Source organism: Streptomyces shaanxiensis, assembly GCF_039537145.1.
GTDB classification, from domain to species: Bacteria; Actinomycetota; Actinomycetes; order Streptomycetales; family Streptomycetaceae; genus Streptomyces; species Streptomyces shaanxiensis.
This window is the reverse complement of sequence record NZ_BAAAZY010000028.1, coordinates 143,036-163,217: the sequence shown is the minus strand read 5'-3', so window position 1 is coordinate 163,217 and position 20,182 is coordinate 143,036. Positions and strand designations below refer to the sequence as shown.

Here is a 20,182-nt window from a genome sequence, read left to right as displayed (position 1 = left end):
GCCAACGGCGGCGCGTCGTCGTGAATCGGAGGGCAACTGGCCTCACAATCATCGGGATTGGCGTTACGAAAGCGCTTCCTGGAGGCAGACTTGAAGCTCGTCACACGCGCCCAGCTCGGCTGGCCCGCATCCGCCGCAGACCCGCAGACGTCGACCAAGGGCGTCAAGGTCCACTACGAAGGCACGACGGTCAGCGCCAAACTCCTCGAAGACCACGACCTCTGCATCGCCGAGTGGAAGTCGATCAGGAAGTCCCATCTGGCGAACGAGGAGGAGAACTACTCGGACATCGCCTACAACTACGGCGCCTGCCCGCACGGTTACCTCCTGGAAGGCCGGGGGCTTGGCAAGCGCACCGGGGCGAACGGCAACAAGGTTCTCAACCGCGCCCACTACGCGATCGTCGGCCTGGTCGGCGACAAGGGGCTCACCAAGCCGACGGACGCGATGCTGAGCGCGATCCGCGACGGCATCGAGCTGCTGCGCCGCCACGGGGCCGGCAACGAGATCAAGGGGCACCGGGACGGCCTCGCCACGGCGTGCCCGGGCGAGCACCTGTACGCGTGGGTGAAGAAGGGCGCCCCGAGACCCGGTGGTTCGACGCCCGTTCCCGGCCCGCGCCCGGTCATCGACGTGTCCAAGGTGGTTGCCGCGGCCGCGCACGACCCGGCCAAGTCGGGCACGCCCGTGTCGTACGCCGGCGTGAAGACCGTGGAGAAGGCGCTCGTCGCCGAGGGACTCCTCGAATCGAAGTACGCCGACGGCCACTTCGGCACGACGACCGTCAAGGCGTACGCCGCGTGGCAGCGCCGCTGCGGTTACACGGGTGACGACGCCAACGGCATTCCGGGGCAGACGTCACTGGAGAAGCTCGGACAGGAGCACGGCTTCGATGTGAAGCCGTAGAGCGGCAGGGAACCCGTAGAGCAGTAGGGAACCCGTAGAGCGGCAGGGAACCCGCAGAGCGGCCGGGAAACCGGAGAGCCGCAGTCCTGAGACGGGCCGTTCCCCTCGCACGGGAGGTGAGGGGAACGGCCCGTCCGTGTTCGGACGCCGGTCAGCCGCCGAGCTGCGTCCGCAGCCACTCCTCCACCTCGCCCACATGCGCGGCAGCCGCCGCCCGTGCCGCCTCCGGATCGTGGGCGACCAGGGCGCGATGGATCGCGGCGTGCTCGCGGCGGGTGCGGGCGAAGGCGCCCTCCTCCTGGTAGCCGCGCCAGACGCGGGCGCGGAACGTGCGCGAAGACAGGCCCTCCAGGATCGCGGCCATGGTCTCGTTGCCGGCGGCGGCCGCGATCTCGCGGTGGAAGGCCAGGTCGTGGGCGAGGATCTCCTCGGGGTCGTCCGTGGCGTTCATCGCCGTGAGGTGTTTCTCGACCTCCGCGAGCTGGTCCGGCGTGATCCGCGCCGCCGCGAGGGCCGTCGCCGTCGACTCCAGGATGCGCCGCACCTCCAGCAGTTCCACCAGACGAGGGCCCCGGGAGAGATCGGCCACCACGCCGAACGTCTCCAGCAGATCGCCGGCCTCCAGCTGGGTGACGTAGATGCCCGAACCGTGCCGGGCCTCCAGCACCCCCAGCACCGTGAGCGCGCGGATCGCCTCGCGCATCGAGCTGCGGGAGATGCCGAGCCGGGCCGCCAGATCGCGCTCGGTCGGCAGTCGCTGGCCGGGCTCCAGCCGGCCCTCCGCGATCATCGCCTTGACCGCCTCGATGGCGCGCTGCGTCACGGTGCCCTTCTGCGGGGCCGTCTCGACGGTGCCCTTCTGGGGGGCTGTCTCGTCCACGCCGTTCCTCCCGTCGCCCGAGGTGCCTGCGGGCGCCTCGTGACCGGCAGTGTAATCACCAGGTTGGTCCGACCACTACGGCTGGATACGGCGAAAAACTGCCTCCGAAGGGTGTTGTTTCGCCGAAGTGGTCTGATAAATATGCGGGCATCTGCTCGAACCATGTGCTCGAACACGCTCAACGAGGAGCCGCCAGATGCCCGGCACTACAGCGCGGAAGCAGAACAGGTCACGGATGGTGAGGGCGGTGTGCGCGGTCGCCGGCGCCTCGCTCGTACTCGCCGCGTGCGGCAGCACCAAGGACACCGGCGCCGCCGGCGCCGAAGGCGGCGGCAGCGGGCAGGTCGGGGTGATCCTGCCCCTGCTGACCTCGCCGTTCTGGCAGTCGTACAACGACTACGTGCCGAAGATGGCCGAGTCGGAAGGCGTCGACACGCTCAAGACGGTCAACTCCAACAGTGACCCCTCCCAGCAGATCACCGACATCAACAACCAGCTCAACCAGGGCGTGAAGGGCCTGGTCGTCGCCCCGCTGGACAGCGCGGCCATCGAGGCAGGCCTCGACCAGGCCGAGCGCAAGGGCGTGCCGGTCGTCGCGGTCGACGTGGCGCCGGACAAGGGCAAGGTCGCGATGGTGGTGCGCGCCAACAACGTCGCGTACGGCGAGAAGGCCTGTCAGTACCTCGGCGAGCAGATCCCCTCCGGCAAGGTCGTGCAGATCATGGGCGACCTGGCCTCGGTCAACGGCCGTGACCGCTCCGAGGCGTTCCGGGCCTGCGTGAAGAAGAACTTCCCCAAGCTGAAGGTCCTGGAGATACCGGCCAAGTGGGAGTCCGACACCGCGGCCTCCAAGCTGGACACCCTCCTGAACGCCAACCCCGACATCAAGGGCATCTACATGCAGGCCGGCGGCGTCTACCTCGCGCCGACCCTCCAGACCCTGAAGTCGAAGGGCATGCTGAAGAAGGCCGGGCAGGACGGGCACATCACGATCGTCTCCAACGACGGCATCCCGCAGGAGTACGACGCCATCCGCAAGGGCGAGATCGACGCGACCGTCTCCCAGCCCGCGGACCTGTACGCCAAGTACGGCATGTACTACATCAAGGCGGCGATGGAGGGGAAGACCTTCAAGCCCGGCCCCACCGACCACGACTCGACCATCGTCAAGCTGCCCAGCGGCATCCTGGAGGACCAGCTGCCCGCCCCGCTGGTCACCAAGGACAACGTCGACGACCCCAAGCTCTGGGGCAACACGGTCAAATGAATACGGCCGTGATCACACCGCTCGTCGAAGCGCGGGACATCGTCAAGCGCTACGGCCCCACCACCGCCCTCGCCGACGGCAGGCTCACCGTCCTGCCCGGCGAGTCCCACGCCCTCGTCGGCCGCAACGGCGCCGGCAAGTCGACCCTGGTCAACATCCTCACCGGACTCCAGGCCGCCGACGAGGGCGCCGTCCGCTTCGACGGCGAACCCGCGCCGCCACTGGCCGACCGTGACGCCTGGCGCCGCAAGGTGGCCTGCGTCTACCAGAAGCCCACGGTCGTCCCGGAGCTGACGGTCGCCGAGAACCTCTTCATCAACCGACAGCCGCTCCAGCGCGGCTTCATCAGCTGGCGCAAGCTGCGGTCCGAGGCCGCCGAGCTCCTCGCCACCTGGGACGTGCACGTCGACCCCGAGGCGCGCACCGCCGACCTCAAGGTCGAGGACCGCCAAATGGTGGAGATCGCACGGGCGTTGAGCTTCGGCGCCCGCTTCATCATCCTCGACGAGCCGACCGCCCAGCTCGACAACCGCGAGATCGAGCGGCTGTTCACACGGATGCGGGCGCTGCAGGACTCCGGCGTCACCTTCCTGTTCATCTCGCACCACCTCCAGGAGGTGTACGAGGTCTGCCAGACCGTCACGGTCCTGCGCGACGCCCGCTGGATCACCACCGCGCCGGTCGCCGAACTCCCGCGCCGGGCGCTGGTGGAGGCCATGGCGGGGGAGTCACTCGAAGCCATCGCCGAGCAGGCCGTCGACCCCAGGGACGTCGACCACGACGCCCCCGCCCTCCTCGAAGCCCGCGGGCTCACCTCACCGGCGTACCAGAACATCGACCTCACCGTGCGCCGCGGCGAGGTCGTCGGACTCGCCGGCATCAGCGGCAGCGGCAAGGTGGAGCTCGCCGAGTCCCTCGCGGGGCTGCACACCCCGACGGGCGGGACCGCTCGACTCGGCGGTGAGCGGCTGCCGTTCGGCGAGGTGCGGGCCGCCCTCGAGGCGGGCGTCGCCTGTGTGCCGCGCGACCGGCACGAACAGGGCCTGGTCGCCGGCATGACCATCGGCGACAACGCCACCATGAGCGTGCTCGAACGGCTCGGCCGCTTCGGCTTCGTCGGCACCGAACGCAAGCGCGGCTTCGCCACCGCCCTCATCGAACGCCTCGACATCCACACCGAGGGCCCCGACCAGCCCGTCTCCGACCTGTCCGGCGGCAACGCGCAGAAAGTCGTCATGGCCCGCGCGCTGGCCTCCGACCCCCGGCTGCTCGTGCTGATCAACCCCACCGCGGGCGTCGACGTGAAGTCCAAGGAGTCCCTGCTGGCGCGCGTGGACAGCGCCCGCGAGGACGGCATCGCCGTGCTGGTCGTCTCCGACGAACTCGACGACCTGCGCCGCTGCGACCGAGTCCTCGTCCTGTTCCACGGCCATGTCGTCGCCGAGCACCCGGCGGGCTGGCGCGACCACGAGCTGATCGCCTCCATCGAAGGAGTGGACGACCATGGCTGACACCAAGGCCCCACCTGCCCTGCCCGTGAAGGTGCCGGACGCCCGTGCCGCCAGGACGGTCCTGCTCCGCCGTGCCCGCGAACTCGCCCTGGTACCCGCCCTGTTGCTCCTCATGGTGCTCGGCGCGGTCGTGAACGACTCGTTCCTCACCGAGCGCAACCTGATCTCGATCCTCGGGGCCTCCGCCGCGCTGGCGATGGTCGTGCTGGCCGAGTCGCTGGTCCTGATCACCGGCAAGTTCGACCTGTCCCTGGAGTCGGTCGTCGGTATCGCGCCCGCCATCGGCGCACTCCTCGTCCTGCCCGCCGCCAGCTCCGGCTGGGGCACCGAACTCCCCGCCGCCCTCGCCCTGCTGGCGATCCTCGTGGCCGGCGCGGCCGTCGGGGCCTTCAACGGCATCCTCGTAGTGAAGTTCAAGCTCAACGCCTTCATCGTGACGCTCGCGATGCTGATCGTCCTGCGCGGTCTGCTGGTCGGCGCGACCAAGGGCAAGACGCTGTTCGGGATGCCCGACAGCTTCTACTCCCTCGCCACCACGACCTTCCTCGGCATCCCGATGTCGGTGTGGCTCGCGGCGGCGGCCTTCGCGACCGCCGGGTTCGTGCTGAAGTACCACCGCATCGGACGAGCGCTGTACGCCATCGGCGGGAACGCGGACGCCGCCCGCGCGGCCGGAATCCGGGTCGAACGCGTGATGCTCGGCGTGTTCGTCGTCGCGGGCACCCTCGCGGCCGTCGGCGGCATCATCCAGACCGGCTACGTCGGGGCGATCAGCGCCAACCAGGGCAACAACATGATCTTCACCGTGTTCGCGGCCGCGGTGATCGGCGGCATCAGCCTGGACGGCGGCAAGGGCACCATGTTCGGCGCCCTGACCGGCGTACTCCTTCTGGGCGTCGTCCAGAACCTGCTCACCCTCGCCCAGGTCCCGTCGTTCTGGATCCAGGCCATCTACGGCGGAATCATCCTGGTGGCCCTCATGATCGCCCGCGTCACCACGGGCCGTGCCCAGGACTGACCGCACGCCTTCCCCGCCACCGACCGAAAGGCCCTCAGTGTCCCCGACCCCCGGCCCCCCCGTCCGCGTCACCACGCTCGACACCTACGACATCCGCTTCCCCACCTCGCGCGAGCTCGACGGCTCCGACGCGATGAACCCCGACCCCGACTACTCGGCGGCGTACGTCGTGCTGCGCACCGACGCGTCGGACGGGTTGGAGGGGCACGGGTTCACCTTCACCATCGGGCGGGGCAACGAGGTCCAGGTCGCCGCGATCGAGGCGCTGCGCGGGCATGTCGTCGGCCGGTCCGTGGACGAGCTGTGCGCCGACCCGGGGACCCTCAACCGCGACCTGATCGGCGACAGCCAGCTGCGCTGGCTCGGCCCCGAGAAGGGCGTGATGCACATGGCGATCGGTGCCGTCATGAACGCCGTGTGGGACCTGGCGGCCAAACGTGCCGAGAAGCCCCTGTGGCAGCTGCTGGCCGATGCCGACCCCGAGTGGATCGTCCGCCAGATCGACTTCCGGTACCTCACCGACGCCCTCACGCCCGAGGAGGCGCTGGCCATCCTGCGCCGGGGCCGGGAGGGTTCGCAGGAGCGCGTCGCCCGGCTCCTGGAGCGCGGCTACCCCGCCTACACCACCTCCGCGGGCTGGCTCGGCTACGACGACGACAAGCTCACCCGGCTCGCCGCCGAGGCCGTCGCCGACGGCTTCCGGCAGATCAAGCTGAAGGTCGGCGCCGACCTGGAGGACGACGTACGGCGCTGCCGCGTCGCCCGCTCGGTTGTCGGGCCGGACATCCGCATGGCGATCGACGCCAACCAGCGCTGGGACGTGGCCGAGGCGATCCGCTGGACCAAGGCCCTCGCCGAGTTCGACCCGTACTGGATCGAGGAGCCCACCAGCCCCGACGACGTCCTCGGCCACGCGGCCGTCCGCGAGGCCGTCGCCCCGGTCAGGGTGGCCACCGGCGAGCACGTGCAGAACCGGGTCGTCTTCAAGCAGCTCCTCCAGGCCGGCGCCCTCGACGTCCTCCAGATCGACGCGGCCCGCGTCGGCGGCGTCAACGAGAACCTCGCCATCCTGCTGCTCGCCGCCAAGTTCGGCGTCCCGGTCTGCCCGCACGCGGGCGGCGTCGGACTGTGCGAGCTCGTCCAGCACCTGTCGATGTACGACTACGTCGCCGTCACCGGAACCACCGAGGACCGCGTCATCGAGTACGTCGACCATCTGCACGACCACTTCCTCGACCCGGTGGTGATCAGGGAAGGTCACTACACGGCACCCACCGCGCCGGGCTTCTCGGCCGCCATGCGGCCCGAGTCGATCGCGCGGTACACCTTCCCCGGCGGCGACTTCTGGGCCGCCGACCTCCAGACGCAGAAGACGACGCAGACGAAGACGCAGAAGAAGGGGCACGCGGCATGAGCGACTTCGAAGGCCTCAAGGCTCTGGTGACCGGCGGCGCCTCCGGGATCGGCCGGGCCACCGCCGAGCTGCTGGCCGAGCACGGCGCCCTGGTCGCCGTACTGGATCTGGATCCGTCGTCGGTGGAGAAGCCGCTGCTCGGGCACCGGGCCGACGTCACCGACGACGCCTCCGTCCGTGCGGCGGTGGCCGCCGCCGTGGCCGACCTCGGCGGACTGGACGTCGTGATCAACAACGCCGGCATCGGTGCCCAGGGCACCGTAGAGGACAACGACGACGCCGAGTGGCACCGGGTCATGGACGTCAACGTCGTCGGCATGGTGCGCGTCGCCCGCGCCGCCCTGCCCCATCTGCGCGAGTCGTCGCACGCTGCCATCGTCAACACCTGCTCCATCGCCGCCACCGCCGGCCTCCCGCAGCGGGCGCTGTACAGCGCGACCAAGGGCGCCGTGTACTCGCTCACCCTCGCCATGGCCGCCGACCACGTCCGCGAGGGCATCCGCGTCAACTGCGTCAACCCGGGGACCGTGGACACACCCTGGGTCGGCCGCCTCCTCGACTCCGCCCCGGACCCGGCCGCAGAGCGCGCCGCCCTGGAGGCCCGCCAGCCCACCGGACGACTCGTCTCGGCCGCCGAAGTCGCGGGCGCCATCGCCTACTTGGCGAGCCCGCTCTCCGGCGCCACGACCGGCACCGCCCTCGCCGTCGACGGCGGCATGCAGGGACTGCGTCTGCGGCCGGTGAGCCAGTGAGCATCCCCCGTGGGCTCGGGTTCGGAGCCGCCGCCATCGCCAACCTCTACACCGAGGTCACCGACGAGCAGGCGCACGAGGCGGTGTCCGCCGCCTGGCAGCGCGGCATCCGCTACTACGACACCGCACCCCACTACGGCCTCGGCCTGTCCGAACGCCGCCTCGGCGCGGCCCTGCGCGAGCACCCGCGCGAGGAGTACACGGTCTCGACCAAGGTGGGCCGCCGTCTGGAGCCACAGGCCGAGGGCGGCGACGACCTGGGACACGGTTTCGCCGTGCCCGCCACGCACCGCCGCGTGTGGGACTTCACCGCGGACGGCATCCGCCGCACCCTGGAGGCCGGCCTGGAGCGGCTCGGCCTCGACCACGTCGACATCGTCTACCTCCACGACCCCGACGACCACGCCGAGCAGGCCTTCCGGGAGGGCTACCCGGCCCTGGAGAAGCTCCGCTCGGAGGGCGTGGTCGGCGCGATCGGCGCCGGCATGAACCAGGCGGAGATGCTGACCCGCTTCGTCCGCGACACGGACGTCGACGTGGTGCTGTGCGCGGGCCGCTACACGCTGCTCGACCAGAGCGCGCTCACGGAACTGCTGCCCGCGGCCGTGGAGCGAGGCGTCTCCGTGGTGATCGGCGGAGCCTTCAACTCGGGTCTGCTCGCGGACCCGAAGCCGGGCGCGACGTACAACTACGCCGAGGCGCCCGGTGAGTTGCTCGACAAGGCCCTGCGCATGAAGGAGATCGCCCGGCGGCACGGCATCACCCTGCGTGCCGCCGCGCTGGCCTTCTGCACGGCCCACCCGGCGGTGACGAGCGTCCTGGTGGGCGCCCGCTCGGCCGCTGAAGTCCACGACTGCGCCGATCAGTTCGCCACACCGGTCCCCGCCGCCTTCTGGCAGGAGCTGCGGGACACCGGACTCCTGGTCACCGAGGAGCCGTCATGAGAGTCGCCCTGCACACCAAGGTCCGCGCGGACCGCGTCGCCGAGTACGAGGCCGCCCACCGGGAGGTTCCGAAGGAGCTCACGGACGCCATCCGGGCCGCCGGAGCGACCTCCTGGACGATCTGGCGCAGCGGCACCGACCTCTTCCACGTCCTGGAGTGCGAGGACTACCGCCGCCTCCTCGCCGAGCTGGAGAAACTGCCGGTGAACGTGGTCTGGCAGGCCCGCATGGCCGAGCTGCTCGACGTGGTGCACGACTACTCCGGCGAGGGCGCGGACGCCGGGCTGCCCGTCGTGTGGGAGCTGCCGTGACCCTCGTGGACGCCCATCACCATGTGTGGGACCTCTCCGTCCGCGACCAGGACTGGATCACCGGCCCCGACCTCCAGCCGCTCCGCCGGAACTTCGGCGTCGCCGACCTGACCCTTGAGGCACGGGCGGCCGGAGTCGACCGCACGGTCCTCGTCCAGACCATCACCGTGCCCGAGGAGACCCCGGAGTTCCTGGCCCTCGCCGCCGAGCACGAGCTGATCGCGGGCGTCGTCGGCTGGACCGACCTCACCCGCCCGGACGCCGCCGAGGAACTGGCCCGGCTGCGGGAGCTGCCCGGGGGCCGGTACCTGAAGGGCATCCGCCACCAGGTCCAGGGCGAGCCCGACCCGGAGTGGCTGCTGCGTGCGGACGTACGGCGAGGACTGACCGCCGTGGCCGAGGCGGGGTTGGGCTACGACCTGCTCGTGCTGCCGCACCAGCTGCCGGCCTGCGTCAAGGCGGCCGCCGACCACGCCGACCTGACCTTCGTCCTGGACCACCTGGGCAAACCGCCCATCGCCTCCGGCGAGCGGGAACCCTGGGAGACCGCCGTCCGTTCCCTGGCCGCCCTCTCCAACACCGTCTGCAAATTCTCCGGCATGGTCACCGAGGCCGACCTCACCTCCTGGACCGTGGACGACCTGCGTCCGTACGCCGACGTGGTGCTGGACGCCTTCGGGCCGGATCGGATGATGTTCGGCTCGGACTGGCCGGTGTGCACGCTGGCGGCCTCCTACCGCCAAGTGGTGTCCACCGCGGACGAGTTGGCCGCCGCGCTCTCCGACTCCGAACGGGCACAGATCTTCGAAGGCACGGCGGCCCGCGTCTACGGCCTTTGACCCCGCGGGCTCAGCCAGGTTCCGGCCCGTCCACGTTGAAGGTCGATTCTCCTCCGGCGCCGGCGCGCACGACGATGATGTCGGCGGCCTCCGCCGTGGGGTTGCTCTCCCGGTGAACGGCGCCCTTGGGGACGTAGACGAAGTCACCGGGTCCGGCTTCCACCGTGTCCGCGCCGTCCGGGCCGAACTCCATCTTCAGCGCGCCGGTCAGGACGTAGATCACCGATTCCCACTCGCCGTGGTGATGCCAGCCGGAGACCATCCCGGCCTCTGTGCGGACGTATCCCGACCATGTTCCCTCGGTGGCGAAGGCCTGCTGCCGGTCCATCCCCGGAGTACGGGGCCCCGGCTCCCGGCCATGGGGAGTGACGACCCTGACCTGATCCGGTTGCCGGTCCATGACGACTCCTTCCTGTGAGGGGCGGTGACCCTCACGTTCCTTGGGCCACCCCCGCCAGCCGCGTGGGCGGCAGATACTCCCGCACATACGTCCGCTCCCAACACGCGCCCGTCTCCCGCAGCTCACGCCAGGTGGTGTAGCGATAGCGGAAGAGACGGGCGCGTACGTAGCGCGGCGGGGCGTCCGGCGGGAACGGCGAGCGGCGCAGCAGCTTCAGTGTGTCGCGGTCGTTCTCCAGGAGCCGTTCCACCAGCGCGCCGAACCAGGACCCGGCGTACGCGGGCGACAGCGCGGCGAACCACATCAGCCAGTCCAGCCGGAGATGGTAGGGCGCGAACTGCCGCGGCCAGTGCCGGGGATCGCCCGGCTTGCCCTTGAACTCGTACTCCCGCCAGTCCGACTCCTCACGCGGTACGTCGTCGGCGGTGCCCTCGATCACCACCTCGTACCGGATCCTGCTGACGGTGCCGAACGCGCCGTAGGTGTTGACCAGGTGGAGCGGGTCGAAGGAGCGGTTCATGACCTGGCGGCGGGAGATCATGTTGGCGACCGGGTGGTAGCTGAGGCCGACGAGGAGCACGGCGACTGCGAGGACGACGACCTCGAACCACAGCGGTGCGGCGGGTACGGACGGCGGATCGCTCGGGAACCGGACCGCCGACAGGGCCAGCACGATGGTGATCCAGTTCAGCCAGGAGAAATTGCCCGACAGGACCAGCCACAGCTGGGTGAGGATCATCAGCGAGGCGGCGGCCGTCGCGATCGGGTGAGGGGTGAAGAGGAGGACCGGCACGGCCAGTTGGGTGACGTGGTTGGCGGCCACCTCGACCCGGTGCAGGGGCTTGGGCAGATGGTGGAAGAACCAGCTCAGCGGGCCCGGCATCGGCTGGGTCTCGTGATGGTGGTCCAGACAGGTCAGCTTCCGCCAGCAGGCGTCGCCACGCATCTTGATCAGGCCCGCGCCGAACTCGACGCGGAACAGGATCCAGCGCAGCAGGAACAGCACCACGACCGGCGGCGCCACCTCGTCGTTGCCCAGAAAGACGGCGAGGAAGCCGACCTCCAGCAACAGGGACTCCCAGCCGAACGAGTACCAGGTCTGGCCGACGTTCACGATCGACAGGTACAGCGCCCACGGGAGCAGCCACAGCAGCATGGCGCCCCACAACGGCACCACGGAGTCCAGCCCGGCCAGCAGCGCCACCGACACCGCGCATCCCGACCAGGCACACGCCGCGAAGAAGCGGTCCGAGTAGTGGAGGTGGAACAGGCTCGGGGCGGCCCGGAAGGGCACCCGCTCGACGAAGCGCGGTACGGGCAGCATGCCACGCTCGCCCATCAGCGCCCGGAACTGCAGGGCCGCCGTGAGGAACGCGACGAGGTACACGGCGGCCAGAGCCCGCTGGAAGACCAGCCGGCTCGTCCAGTAGTCCGGTGCGATGAACCAGTCCACGGCCGTTCTCTCCCTTCCTCATTGTCGCGCCGAGCCCCAAGGCGTGTGGAGACGCATGTGACTCTCCGTATATCACCTCTCCGCTTGCGTAACCCGAGTGAGTGAAACAGACAATGGTGCCGAAATGCCCGAGAACAGGCGGGAGGGCGTGGTGCGGACATCCACCGGGGCCATCGTCACGACCTGCGCCCTCTCAACAGTGCTCTTCGTCGCCGGCTGCGGCAGCGGCGGGGACAAGGCCACCGAAGCCGACCGGGAAGTCCTCCTCGAACCCGCGGCGTCCAAGGGACCGGATCCCTTCACGGACTCCACGGCGACCGCGCCGGCCGCCCCGTCCCCGGTCACCCGAACGCCGCAGCCGGCGCAGTCCGGCCTGACCGGACCGCAGCACCTTTCCGGCGGCACGCCTGGCCTCTACGGCGGCACCCGGGGGACCGGCAGCTGCGATGTGCGGCGGCAGATCGACCGCCTCACCTCCGACGAGGTCAGGGGGCGCGTCTTCGCGGCGGCCTCGGGCATCACCCAGGCCTCGATACCCGCCTATCTGCGGGGCCTGACCTCGGTCGTGCTGCGCGCGGACACCCGGGTCACCAACCACGGGTTCCGCGACGGACGCGGGACCGGCTACCAGTCCGTCCTGCAGGCCGGCACCGCCGTCCTGGTCGACGGCCACGGTGTGCCCCGCGTCCGCTGCGCCTGCGGCAACCCGCTCGCCCCGGCCGTCGCCCTGCCGGGCGGTCCGGGCGATCCAGGTACCGGTGGCCGTTCCTGGTCCGGTTACCGGCCGGACCGGGTGGTCGTGGTGGCCCCGACGAACCAGGTGATCACCAACATCACGATCATCAACATCGCCGACAACACCTGGATCGAGCGGCCCGTCGGCCATCGGGGGCACGATCGTGACCATGTCCTGCCGCGGCCGAAGCCGGTGAGCCCGACCGCGGTCCCGCGTCCGGATCCGCACGACGGCGACTCGCCCGGCGAGGACGGCGGGTTCCCCACGGACGGCAGCACGTCGCCGTCCGGTGGATCCACCTCCCCGGAGGGCTTGCCTACCGACTGCGTGACGCCGACGGCCCCCGCCGTCCCGGGCGTCACCGAAGACACGCTGACCGAGATCGCGTCGGACACGGCGGACCCGCCGAAAAGGCCGGACACCTCGAACGGGCGGGGCACCGACCCGGCCGACTGCCCCACGGCCACCGCGACACCCTCGCACCCGACCACCGATCCGGGCCGCACACCCGCGTCACCCGAGGAGCCCGGCGCCCCCGAAACCGGGACCGAACCGAAGCCGTCCCCGAAGTCGCCGGACGCGCCGGATTCCCCCGACTCCCCGGCCACCCCGGACTCCCCGGCCGCCTCGGAGTCCTCTGAGCAGACCGGCCCCGAAGCCGTCCCGGAGTCCCCCGACCGGCCCGACGGCGGCGGGCTGATCCCCGACGAGCCGCGCACCACCGACAGCGTCTTCGGCAGCCCCACCGACGTCTTCGACGGCTGACCGACGCGCGTGGACGGATCCCGCGCATCCAGCGGAACCAGTTCTGTCGCCCCAGTCGAAGATTCCGGCAAACCCTGGCAAGGTGGCCCCATGGTTGATCGGGGAGCGAGCGCCCTGTCCCTCCCGGACGACTGGCCCGCCCACCCGGACCCGATTCTGGCGCTCAACCGCATGGGCACCTTCGACTGGGACCTGGACACCGGCGTGTTCCACATGGACGCCCAGGCCCACGAGGTCTTCGATCTGCGCCTGGACGAATACGACGGAAACCCCGCCACCCTGGCGATCCGCGTGCCCCCGCCGGAGGGCTACCGGCTGGACGGCATGGTCTCCAAGGCCATGAAGGACGGCAGCGAGAACTACGGCGCCTACTTCCGCATCCGCTGCCGCGACGGCACCCTGCGCTGGACCCACACCCAGGGCTACATCCGCCGGGACGAGACGGGCCGCCCGCGCCGCATCGTCGGCATCGTGCGTGACGCCACCGACGAACTCGCCGAGAGCGAGGAGCGGCGCGAGCAGGCCGCCGAGGACGAGGCCCGACGCCGGCAGACCAGCGTCGTCCAGCTCACCACGGCCGCCCTCGCGCACGCCCGCACCGTCCAGGACGTCATCGACGTCCTCAAGGACACCCACGGCCTGAGCAACCTCGGCGCCACCAGCCTGGTCATGGGCCTGGTCGAGGCCGGCCGTATCCGGCTGGTCGCCGAGGGCCCCGCCGGCAGCTTCGTGCCCGGCACCCTGGTCACCCGAATAGACGAGCAGTACCCGATGAGCGAGGTCGTACGGACCCTCAGCCCGCGGTTCATCGAGTCGCCGCAGGAGTTCGCGGACAGCTACCCGATCCTCTGGCCGCACATCACCGACCTCAACATCACGGCCGCGGCCTATCTGCCGCTGATCGCCCAGGCCCGGCCGATCGGCGCCATCGGACTGCTCTACAGCGACCGGGACGGCTTCTCCACCGAGGACCGCAATGTGCTCGTCGCCCTCGGCAGCAGCATCGCGCAGAGCCTGCAGCGGGCCATGTTCTACGAGAAGGAGAAGGACCTCGCCACCGACCTGCAGCAGGCGATGCTGCCGCGCACCATCCCCAGCGTCCCAGGCGCCGACGTCGCCGTCCGCTACCGGGCCGCCGGTGCCGCGGGCTCCCTCGGCCGGGACATCGGCGGTGACTGGTACGACCTGATCCCGCTGCCGGGCGGCCGGGTCGGCGCCGTCATCGGCGACGTCCAGGGCCACGACACGCACGCCGCCGCCGTGATGGGACAGCTCCGCATCGTCCTGCGCGCCTATGCCGCCGAAGGGCACACCCCGGCCACCGTGATGGCCCGCGCCTCCGTGTTCCTGCACGAACTGGACACCGACCGCTTCGCGACCTGCCTGTACGCGGAGGCCGACCTGTCCACCGGAGTCGTGCAGGTGGTCCGGGCCGGCCACATAGACCCGCTGATCAGGGAGCCCGGCGGCGCCTGCCGTCGCGTCCAGGTCGAGGGCGGCCTGCCGCTCGGCCTGTCCGCGGAGTTCGGACAGCTCGAGTACCCGGTCGGCACGATCGAACTGGACTCCGACCACACCCTGCTCCTGTGCACCGACGGCCTGGTGGAACTGCCCGGCGCCGACCTGGACGACGGCATGCAGACCCTCACCGCGCTCATCGCCACCGGCCCGAACGACGTACGGGACCTCGCGGACCGCCTCATCGACGTGGCCGAGGAACGCGGCGGCGACGACGACGTGGCTCTCCTCCTGCTCCGCCGCCGCGTCCTGGACGCCCCGCAGTCCGGCGGCCGCCTCCAGCAGCACGTCGCCCCCGGCGACCCCGAGGCCCTCACCGCGGCCCGGCACATGATCCGCGCCGCGGTGCGCGCCTGGGGCGCCGAAGACCGGGCCGACGAGATCGAACTGGTCGCCGACGAGCTGATCACCAACGCCCTGATGCACACCGAGGGCTCCGCCATCGTGACCCTGCGGGTCCTCACCGGCTCCGAGCGCCGGCTGCGCGTCGAGGTCGAGGACTCCTCCAGCGCCCTGCCCCGCCGCCGGGAGGCCGGGGAGTCCGGCGTCTCCGGCCGCGGCCTGCTCCTGGTCGACCTGCTCACGGACGTGTGGGGCGTGGAGGCACGGGGCGGCGGCAAGGCGGTGTGGTGCGAGTTCGTGGCGCCGGAGCGGCCCGGCGTGTGAGGGGACAGGCCTGGCGCTGTCGGTGCCGGGTGGCACTCTGGAGCTATGCCGGAACTCCCCGAGGTCGAAGCGCTCAAGGACTTCCTGACCGAGAACCTGGTCGGCCACGAGATCGTCCGCGTGCTGCCCGTCGCGATCAGCGTCCTCAAGACGTACGACCCGCCGGTCACCGCCGTCGAGGGCCACGAGGTCACCGCCGTGCACCGCTACGGCAAGTTCCTCGACCTCGCCACGGCGGACGGCCCGCATCTGGTGACCCATCTGGCCCGCGCGGGCTGGCTGCACTGGAAGGATCAGCTGCCGAGCGGCATGCCCCGCCCCGGCAAGGGCCCGCTCGCGCTGCGCGTGGCCCTGGAGACCGGCGCGGGCTTCGACCTGACGGAGGCCGGCACACAAAAGCGCCTCGCGGTCTATCTCGTCCAGGACCCCCAGGAGGTCCCCGGCGTGGCCCGGCTGGGCCCGGACCCGCTCGCCGAGGACTTCGACGAGACGCGTTTCGCGGCCCTGCTCAAGGACGAGCGCCGTCAGATCAAGGGCGCCCTGCGCGACCAGAGCCTCATCGCCGGGGTCGGCAACGCCTACAGCGACGAGATCCTGCACGTGGCGCGGATGTCCCCCTTCAAGCTGGCGTCGTCACTGACACCCGAGGAGACGGCGAGGCTGTACGAGGCCCTGCGGACGACCCTCACCGAGGCGGTCGAACGTTCGCGCGGGGTGGCGGCCGGGCGGCTGAAGGCCGAGAAGAAGAGCGGCCTGCGCGTCCACGGCCGCACCGGCGAACCGTGCCCGGTGTGCGGCGACACCGTCCGCGAGGTCTCCTTCAGCGACTCCTCGCTCCAGTACTGCCCGACCTGCCAGACGGGCGGCAAGCCGCTGGCGGACCGGAGGATGTCGAGGCTGCTGAAGTAGCCCGGGATCGGACGGTTGGGTGTCGGCCTACTGGGGCTTGAGCGTCACCAGGTGCTCGCCGCTCGCCGTCCGTACCTCGTAGCGCACGATCTCGTCCGAGTGCATCGCCGAGGCCCCCGTCATGGTGTTCTCACGGGCGTCATGGTCGGCGGCGTGCCAACTGGTCACGGTCTCCTCCGAGCCGTCCCGGCCGATGGCGATCAGGTGGCAGGCGCGCGGACCCGCGCCGTCCTTCACCTTCAGCTCCACCTGGCTGCCGTAGAGCTCGTTCTCGGTCGTGACCTGCGCCCACACACCCGACCGCGCGTCGGTCGCCTGGACGACCTGGCCGGCCTGCTCGTCGCCGCCCCCCAGCAACGCGACCGCGGGCCCGGCGAGGGCGATCACGACCGAGGCCGCCACCGCGTACAGCGTGCGCCGGCGCAGGGCGCGATGGCGGGCCGCCACCGCCTCCAGCAGCCGGTTCAGCATCTGCGGGCCGGGCTTGGCCATGGGGTGCACGAACTGGGGGGTGGACCGCCGGTACAGCAGCAACTGGCGGGTCACAGGCCCGAACTCGGTCACGTGTGCCGCGCAGCGCGGGCACTCCATGAGGTGGTCCTCGAAGCGGAATGCCTCCGCCTCGGTCAGCACGCCGAGCGCGTACGCGGCGACGTCGCGATGCCTCTCCAGGGACCTCATGCCGAATCCTCGTGCCGTTGGGTGTGGGGTGTGTTACTCCTTGCGCCCACTGGTACGCACCAGGCAGTCGAATCACTCAAGCCGCCCACAGAATCGCAACCAAAGGATTCGGAGCGGTCGGTGCCGAGGATTGGTCCGTGGAGAAAAGAACTTAAAAAAGGTGGATGGCGAGGTGCCCGAGCGGCAGCCCCAGCTGCCACGCCGGCGTCCACACCTTCGGCCCCTCGTCCTCGCCGACCAGCGCACCACCGCCCGGGACCGCGTTCAGATCGGGCGCGAGCAGCTCCGTCTCCTGCAGCCAGCGCCAGGCCGCCTCGGCCAGCTCCAGGTCGGGCGCGGGCCCGCCGGACTCGACCGCCTCGGCCGCGAGGCCCGCCATGCGCTCGCGCACCCAGTCCTGCCACGGCTGGTCGTACGCGGTCAGCGACAGCCAGGTCTCCAGCTGGGTGACGACCCGGATGCCGGACAGCTCGCCGTCGGTGTCGGAGAGGAAGATGGTCAGCGCCAGGGCGTCGCGCCCGGCGCGGAACTCGAAGGACGTCGGCGGCATGAGATCGCCGGTGCGCAGCAGCTCGTCGGCGATGTACTCGGCGTACAACCACGCCATGGGGACGGTGAGTTCACCGCCGCCGGTGCCGTCCGTGCTCTCCTGACCTCTGTGCAGCATCCCTTCCTGCCTTCCTCCGGTGAGTGCGTCGCCCGACCCGGGCCTTGGACCCTGGGGCCCAATCCGGAACACGGATGAGGACAGCCGATTACTCAACCGGTGTCCTCAGCAAGGCGCTTTACGGAGGTTTGACTAAGCCGTCGGTTTCACCGCAGGTCGGCCGCGTATCCCGGAAGCACCCTGCGCAGGGCGCGCAGCGCATAGTAAGCGCGGGACTTCACGGTACCGGGCGGAATTCCAAGAGTTTCCGCGGCCTCCGCAACACTCGCCCCTTGGAAGTACACGAGCACCAGGACTTCACGGTGCTCCGGAGTGAGTGTCTTCACAGCCTCGCGGACGTCGAGCACTTCCGCGGCCCGCTCGGCGTGGTCGGACATCACCCGCGCGTTCTCCAGGATCGCGTCCCCGACCTCCGGCGGCCGCGCCTGCCGGGCCCGCCGCGCGTCGATCGCGAGCCGCCGCCCGACGGTCAGCAGCCACGGCCGTACGGATTCGAAGTCGTCCGCGCGCAGCGCCTCGGGATGCTGCCAGGCGCGCACCAGCGTCTCCTGCACGAGGTCCTCGGCGCGCTGCCGGTCGCCGTCGCAGAGCCGGAGCAGCAGCGCGAAGAGGGGCCGGCCGTGCTCGCGCTGCAGCGCGGCGAGCTCGTGCTCGGCGGTCGTCGTCCCGTTCGTCAGGGTGGTTCCGGCCGTCATGGCCGTATGGCATCGCAGGCGGCCACTGTGGGACAGGGCACACGCACGGATCTGCGGCGGACGGTCGATCGCGTCGGCGAACGGTACGACGAACGGTCCCTTCCGCCTACCGGGGACAGGCCGGACGGGCTAACGGAAGCGGCCGGATTGTTTGCGGTCGGGTCCGGATTCATACGTATTGATGGGTAATACGACCACTCGGGGTGAGTTGATGATTGCACGCAGTCGACTTGTGGCCCTGGCCCTGACGGCCGTCCTCGCCGCGGGCGCCGCATGCCAGGCCGACAACCGCAAGGCGGGGCAACCGGGCGCCTCCGCCGACCCCCGCAGCTTCACGCTCGTCGCCTCCGGCGGCATCCTTCCGCACACCTCGGTCATCGACCGTGCGCGTTTCGACGCGGGCGGGTCCGGCTACGACTTCCGCCCGATGCTGGCCGGTGTCCAGCCCCTGGTCTCCCGCGCCGATCTGGCGCTGTGTCATATGGAGACCGTCTACGGCGAGGGGGGCGAGTACACCGGATACCCCACCTTCAAATCTCCGCCGGAGGTGGCCCGCGGCGTCGCCGCCACCGGCTACGACGCCTGCTCGACCGCCTCCAGCCACAGTCTCGACGACGGCGCCGCCGGCATCCTGCGCACCCTCAACGCCCTGGACCAGGCGCGCGTACGGCACGCGGGAACGGCGCGCAGCGAGGGCGAGGCGCGCTCCGTGACGGTGCTGCGCGCGGGCTCGGCCAAGGTCGCGCACCTTTCGTACACGTACGGCGTCAACGGCTTCCCGCTGCCACCGGGGCAGCCCTGGGCCGTCAACATGATCGACAAGGCCAAGATCCAGGCCGACGCCCGGGCCGCCCGCAAAGGGGGTGCCGACGTGGTCGTCGTATCGCTGCACTGGGGGACCGAATGGAAGGACGAGCCCGACAACGCACAGGTGACCCTCGCCCGTGAGCTCACGGCCGCGGGTGACGACGACCGGCCCGACATCGATCTGATCCTCGGCACCCACGCCCATGTCCCGCAGGCCTACGAGAAGGTCAACGGCACCTGGGTGGTCTACGGCATGGGCGACCAGGTCGCGGGCGCGATGTACAACGAGCAGGGCGTCCAGGACCCGCGCGGCAACCAGTCCACCCTCGCCCGCTTCACCTTCGCTCCGCCCGAGGGGTCCGGCCGGCGCTGGGAGGTGGAGAAGGCGGAGTTCATCCCGCAGTTGTTCGACATCGACGCCGGCCGGGTGGTCAACCTCAACCGGGCGCTGGCCCAGGGCGCCGAGTTGCGCGGTGTGCGGGACCGGATCCGGGACGTGGTCCTGAGCCGGGGGGCCGGGGACGACGGGCTGGTGATGGGGGAGTAGCGCCGGGCGGTCAGTCCGCGTCCGTGCCGTGGTCGAAGGTCTTCAGCATCTGCTTCAGCACGCGCGTGCACGCCCGGAGTTCGGCGTCGGTCAGCTCGCCGCCGACCTGCCGGTTCAGGGCGTGCTCGCGCGCGAGGATCGCGGTGATGACGGCCTCGCCCTCGTCCGTGATCCGGATCAGCGAGGACCGCTGGTGCGCGGGATTGGGGGTGGCCTCGACCCAGCCCTCGGCCGCCGCCTCGTTGACCATGCGCTGGACGAACTGCCGGCTCAGCGTCATGACCCGGCCCATCTGAGGCACCGTCATGGGCCCGTACCGGTGCAGCACCACCAGAACGGAGCGCACGCCGACGGACACCCCTTCGGCCTCCTCGCCCTGTTCGAGCTTGCGCAGGCCGCGTCGGTAGAGCGCGCCGATCAGGTCGAACACCTCACTGATCCGGTGGCCGAGATCGTCGGGGGAGAGGGGCTTGTCGGAGTCGTTCACCGGGCCATC

The 20,182-nt window shown here is 70.8% G+C and carries 20 protein-coding genes; 13 read left to right on the top strand and 7 right to left on the bottom strand.

From position 1 onward, the window contains the following. The first annotated feature begins 90 nt into the window (after nucleotides 1–90). Nucleotides 91–906 (top strand): N-acetylmuramoyl-L-alanine amidase, encoded by an 816-nt coding sequence (locus tag ABD932_RS38995; RefSeq protein ID WP_345020556.1) that lies wholly within the window; start codon nucleotides 91–93, stop codon nucleotides 904–906. Nucleotides 907–1,057: 151 nt separating this feature from the next. On the opposite strand, the gene ABD932_RS38990 is transcribed toward ABD932_RS38995, so the two are convergent. Continuing rightward, nucleotides 1,058–1,786: a FadR/GntR family transcriptional regulator gene (locus tag ABD932_RS38990; protein ID WP_345020553.1), complete on the bottom strand. Its 729-nt coding sequence runs from the start codon at nucleotides 1,784–1,786 to the stop codon at nucleotides 1,058–1,060. A 196-nt stretch (nucleotides 1,787–1,982) separates the two neighbouring features. Here ABD932_RS38990 and ABD932_RS38985 point away from each other — a divergent pair, with 196 nt between their 5' ends. Genes ABD932_RS38985 through ABD932_RS38950 form a run of 8 tightly spaced genes read left to right on the top strand, consistent with a single transcriptional unit; the run spans nucleotide 1,983 to nucleotide 9,842 of the window. Beyond that, nucleotides 1,983–3,053, top strand: coding sequence for a sugar ABC transporter substrate-binding protein (locus ABD932_RS38985; protein WP_345020551.1), 1,071 nt, complete (start codon nucleotides 1,983–1,985; stop codon nucleotides 3,051–3,053). Further along, entirely contained in the window at nucleotides 3,050–4,564 is a 1,515-nt protein-coding gene (locus ABD932_RS38980) for a sugar ABC transporter ATP-binding protein (protein WP_345020549.1), read from the top strand. The genes ABD932_RS38985 and ABD932_RS38980 overlap by 4 nt, the downstream gene beginning before the upstream one ends. Next, on the top strand, nucleotides 4,557–5,582 hold the full coding sequence (locus tag ABD932_RS38975; protein ID WP_345020547.1) for an ABC transporter permease: 1,026 nt from the start codon (nucleotides 4,557–4,559) through the stop codon (nucleotides 5,580–5,582). Before ABD932_RS38980 ends, ABD932_RS38975 begins: the two co-directional genes overlap by 8 nt. A 37-nt stretch (nucleotides 5,583–5,619) precedes the next feature. Continuing rightward, entirely contained in the window at nucleotides 5,620–6,996 is a 1,377-nt protein-coding gene (locus ABD932_RS38970; protein ID WP_345020546.1) for an L-fuconate dehydratase, read from the top strand. Beyond that, nucleotides 6,993–7,748, top strand: coding sequence for an SDR family NAD(P)-dependent oxidoreductase (locus tag ABD932_RS38965; RefSeq protein WP_345020544.1), 756 nt, complete (start codon nucleotides 6,993–6,995; stop codon nucleotides 7,746–7,748). Before ABD932_RS38970 ends, ABD932_RS38965 begins: the two co-directional genes overlap by 4 nt. Next, complete coding sequence (locus ABD932_RS38960; RefSeq protein ID WP_345020542.1) at nucleotides 7,745–8,692, top strand: aldo/keto reductase; 948 nt, start codon at nucleotides 7,745–7,747, stop codon at nucleotides 8,690–8,692. The genes ABD932_RS38965 and ABD932_RS38960 overlap by 4 nt, the downstream gene beginning before the upstream one ends. Beyond that, entirely contained in the window at nucleotides 8,689–9,003 is a 315-nt protein-coding gene (locus ABD932_RS38955; RefSeq protein WP_345020540.1) for an L-rhamnose mutarotase, read from the top strand. The genes ABD932_RS38960 and ABD932_RS38955 overlap by 4 nt, the downstream gene beginning before the upstream one ends. Next, a complete protein-coding gene (locus ABD932_RS38950; protein WP_345020538.1) occupies nucleotides 9,000–9,842 on the top strand; it encodes an amidohydrolase family protein in 843 nt (280 codons plus the stop codon). Before ABD932_RS38955 ends, ABD932_RS38950 begins: the two co-directional genes overlap by 4 nt. A gap of 10 nt (nucleotides 9,843–9,852) precedes the next feature. On the opposite strand, the gene ABD932_RS38945 is transcribed toward ABD932_RS38950, so the two are convergent. Continuing rightward, entirely contained in the window at nucleotides 9,853–10,242 is a 390-nt protein-coding gene (locus tag ABD932_RS38945; RefSeq protein WP_345020536.1) for a cupin domain-containing protein, read from the bottom strand. 31 nt (nucleotides 10,243–10,273) lie between these two features. Then, complete coding sequence (locus ABD932_RS38940) at nucleotides 10,274–11,695, bottom strand: lipase maturation factor family protein (protein ID WP_345020535.1); 1,422 nt, start codon at nucleotides 11,693–11,695, stop codon at nucleotides 10,274–10,276. A 124-nt stretch (nucleotides 11,696–11,819) separates the two neighbouring features. Here ABD932_RS38940 and ABD932_RS38935 point away from each other — a divergent pair, with 124 nt between their 5' ends. The 3 genes from ABD932_RS38935 to ABD932_RS38925 all read left to right on the top strand — a co-directional run bounded on the left by ABD932_RS38935 (nucleotide 11,820) and on the right by ABD932_RS38925 (nucleotide 16,289). Next, a complete protein-coding gene (locus ABD932_RS38935) occupies nucleotides 11,820–13,196 on the top strand; it encodes a DUF6777 domain-containing protein (RefSeq protein ID WP_345020533.1) in 1,377 nt (458 codons plus the stop codon). Between the two features lie 90 nt (nucleotides 13,197–13,286). Beyond that, a complete protein-coding gene (locus ABD932_RS38930) occupies nucleotides 13,287–15,380 on the top strand; it encodes a SpoIIE family protein phosphatase (RefSeq protein WP_345020531.1) in 2,094 nt (697 codons plus the stop codon). 45 nt (nucleotides 15,381–15,425) lie between these two features. Then, nucleotides 15,426–16,289 (top strand): Fpg/Nei family DNA glycosylase, encoded by an 864-nt coding sequence (locus tag ABD932_RS38925; RefSeq protein WP_345020529.1) that lies wholly within the window; start codon nucleotides 15,426–15,428, stop codon nucleotides 16,287–16,289. 27 nt (nucleotides 16,290–16,316) lie between these two features. Here the strand turns inward: ABD932_RS38925 and ABD932_RS38920 are convergent, their stop codons facing one another. The 3 genes from ABD932_RS38920 to ABD932_RS38910 all read right to left on the bottom strand — a co-directional run bounded on the left by ABD932_RS38920 (nucleotide 16,317) and on the right by ABD932_RS38910 (nucleotide 18,332). After that, nucleotides 16,317–16,970: an anti-sigma factor family protein gene (locus tag ABD932_RS38920; protein WP_345020527.1), complete on the bottom strand. Its 654-nt coding sequence runs from the start codon at nucleotides 16,968–16,970 to the stop codon at nucleotides 16,317–16,319. Nucleotides 16,971–17,121: 151 nt separating this feature from the next. Further along, nucleotides 17,122–17,637, bottom strand: coding sequence for a hypothetical protein (locus ABD932_RS38915; protein ID WP_093903596.1), 516 nt, complete (start codon nucleotides 17,635–17,637; stop codon nucleotides 17,122–17,124). 146 nt (nucleotides 17,638–17,783) lie between these two features. Next, nucleotides 17,784–18,332, bottom strand: coding sequence for a sigma-70 family RNA polymerase sigma factor (locus ABD932_RS38910; protein ID WP_126388893.1), 549 nt, complete (start codon nucleotides 18,330–18,332; stop codon nucleotides 17,784–17,786). A gap of 211 nt (nucleotides 18,333–18,543) precedes the next feature. Between ABD932_RS38910 and ABD932_RS38905 the strand changes: the two genes are divergently transcribed. Then, nucleotides 18,544–19,686: a CapA family protein gene (locus tag ABD932_RS38905; protein WP_345020523.1), complete on the top strand. Its 1,143-nt coding sequence runs from the start codon at nucleotides 18,544–18,546 to the stop codon at nucleotides 19,684–19,686. Between the two features lie 10 nt (nucleotides 19,687–19,696). Here ABD932_RS38905 and ABD932_RS38900 read toward each other — a convergent pair whose 3' ends face one another. Further along, nucleotides 19,697–20,173 carry a MarR family winged helix-turn-helix transcriptional regulator gene (locus ABD932_RS38900; protein ID WP_345020522.1) on the bottom strand — a complete coding sequence of 159 codons (477 nt, stop codon included), beginning with the start codon at nucleotides 20,171–20,173 and terminating at the stop codon, nucleotides 19,697–19,699. Nucleotides 20,174–20,182 lie beyond the last annotated feature (9 nt).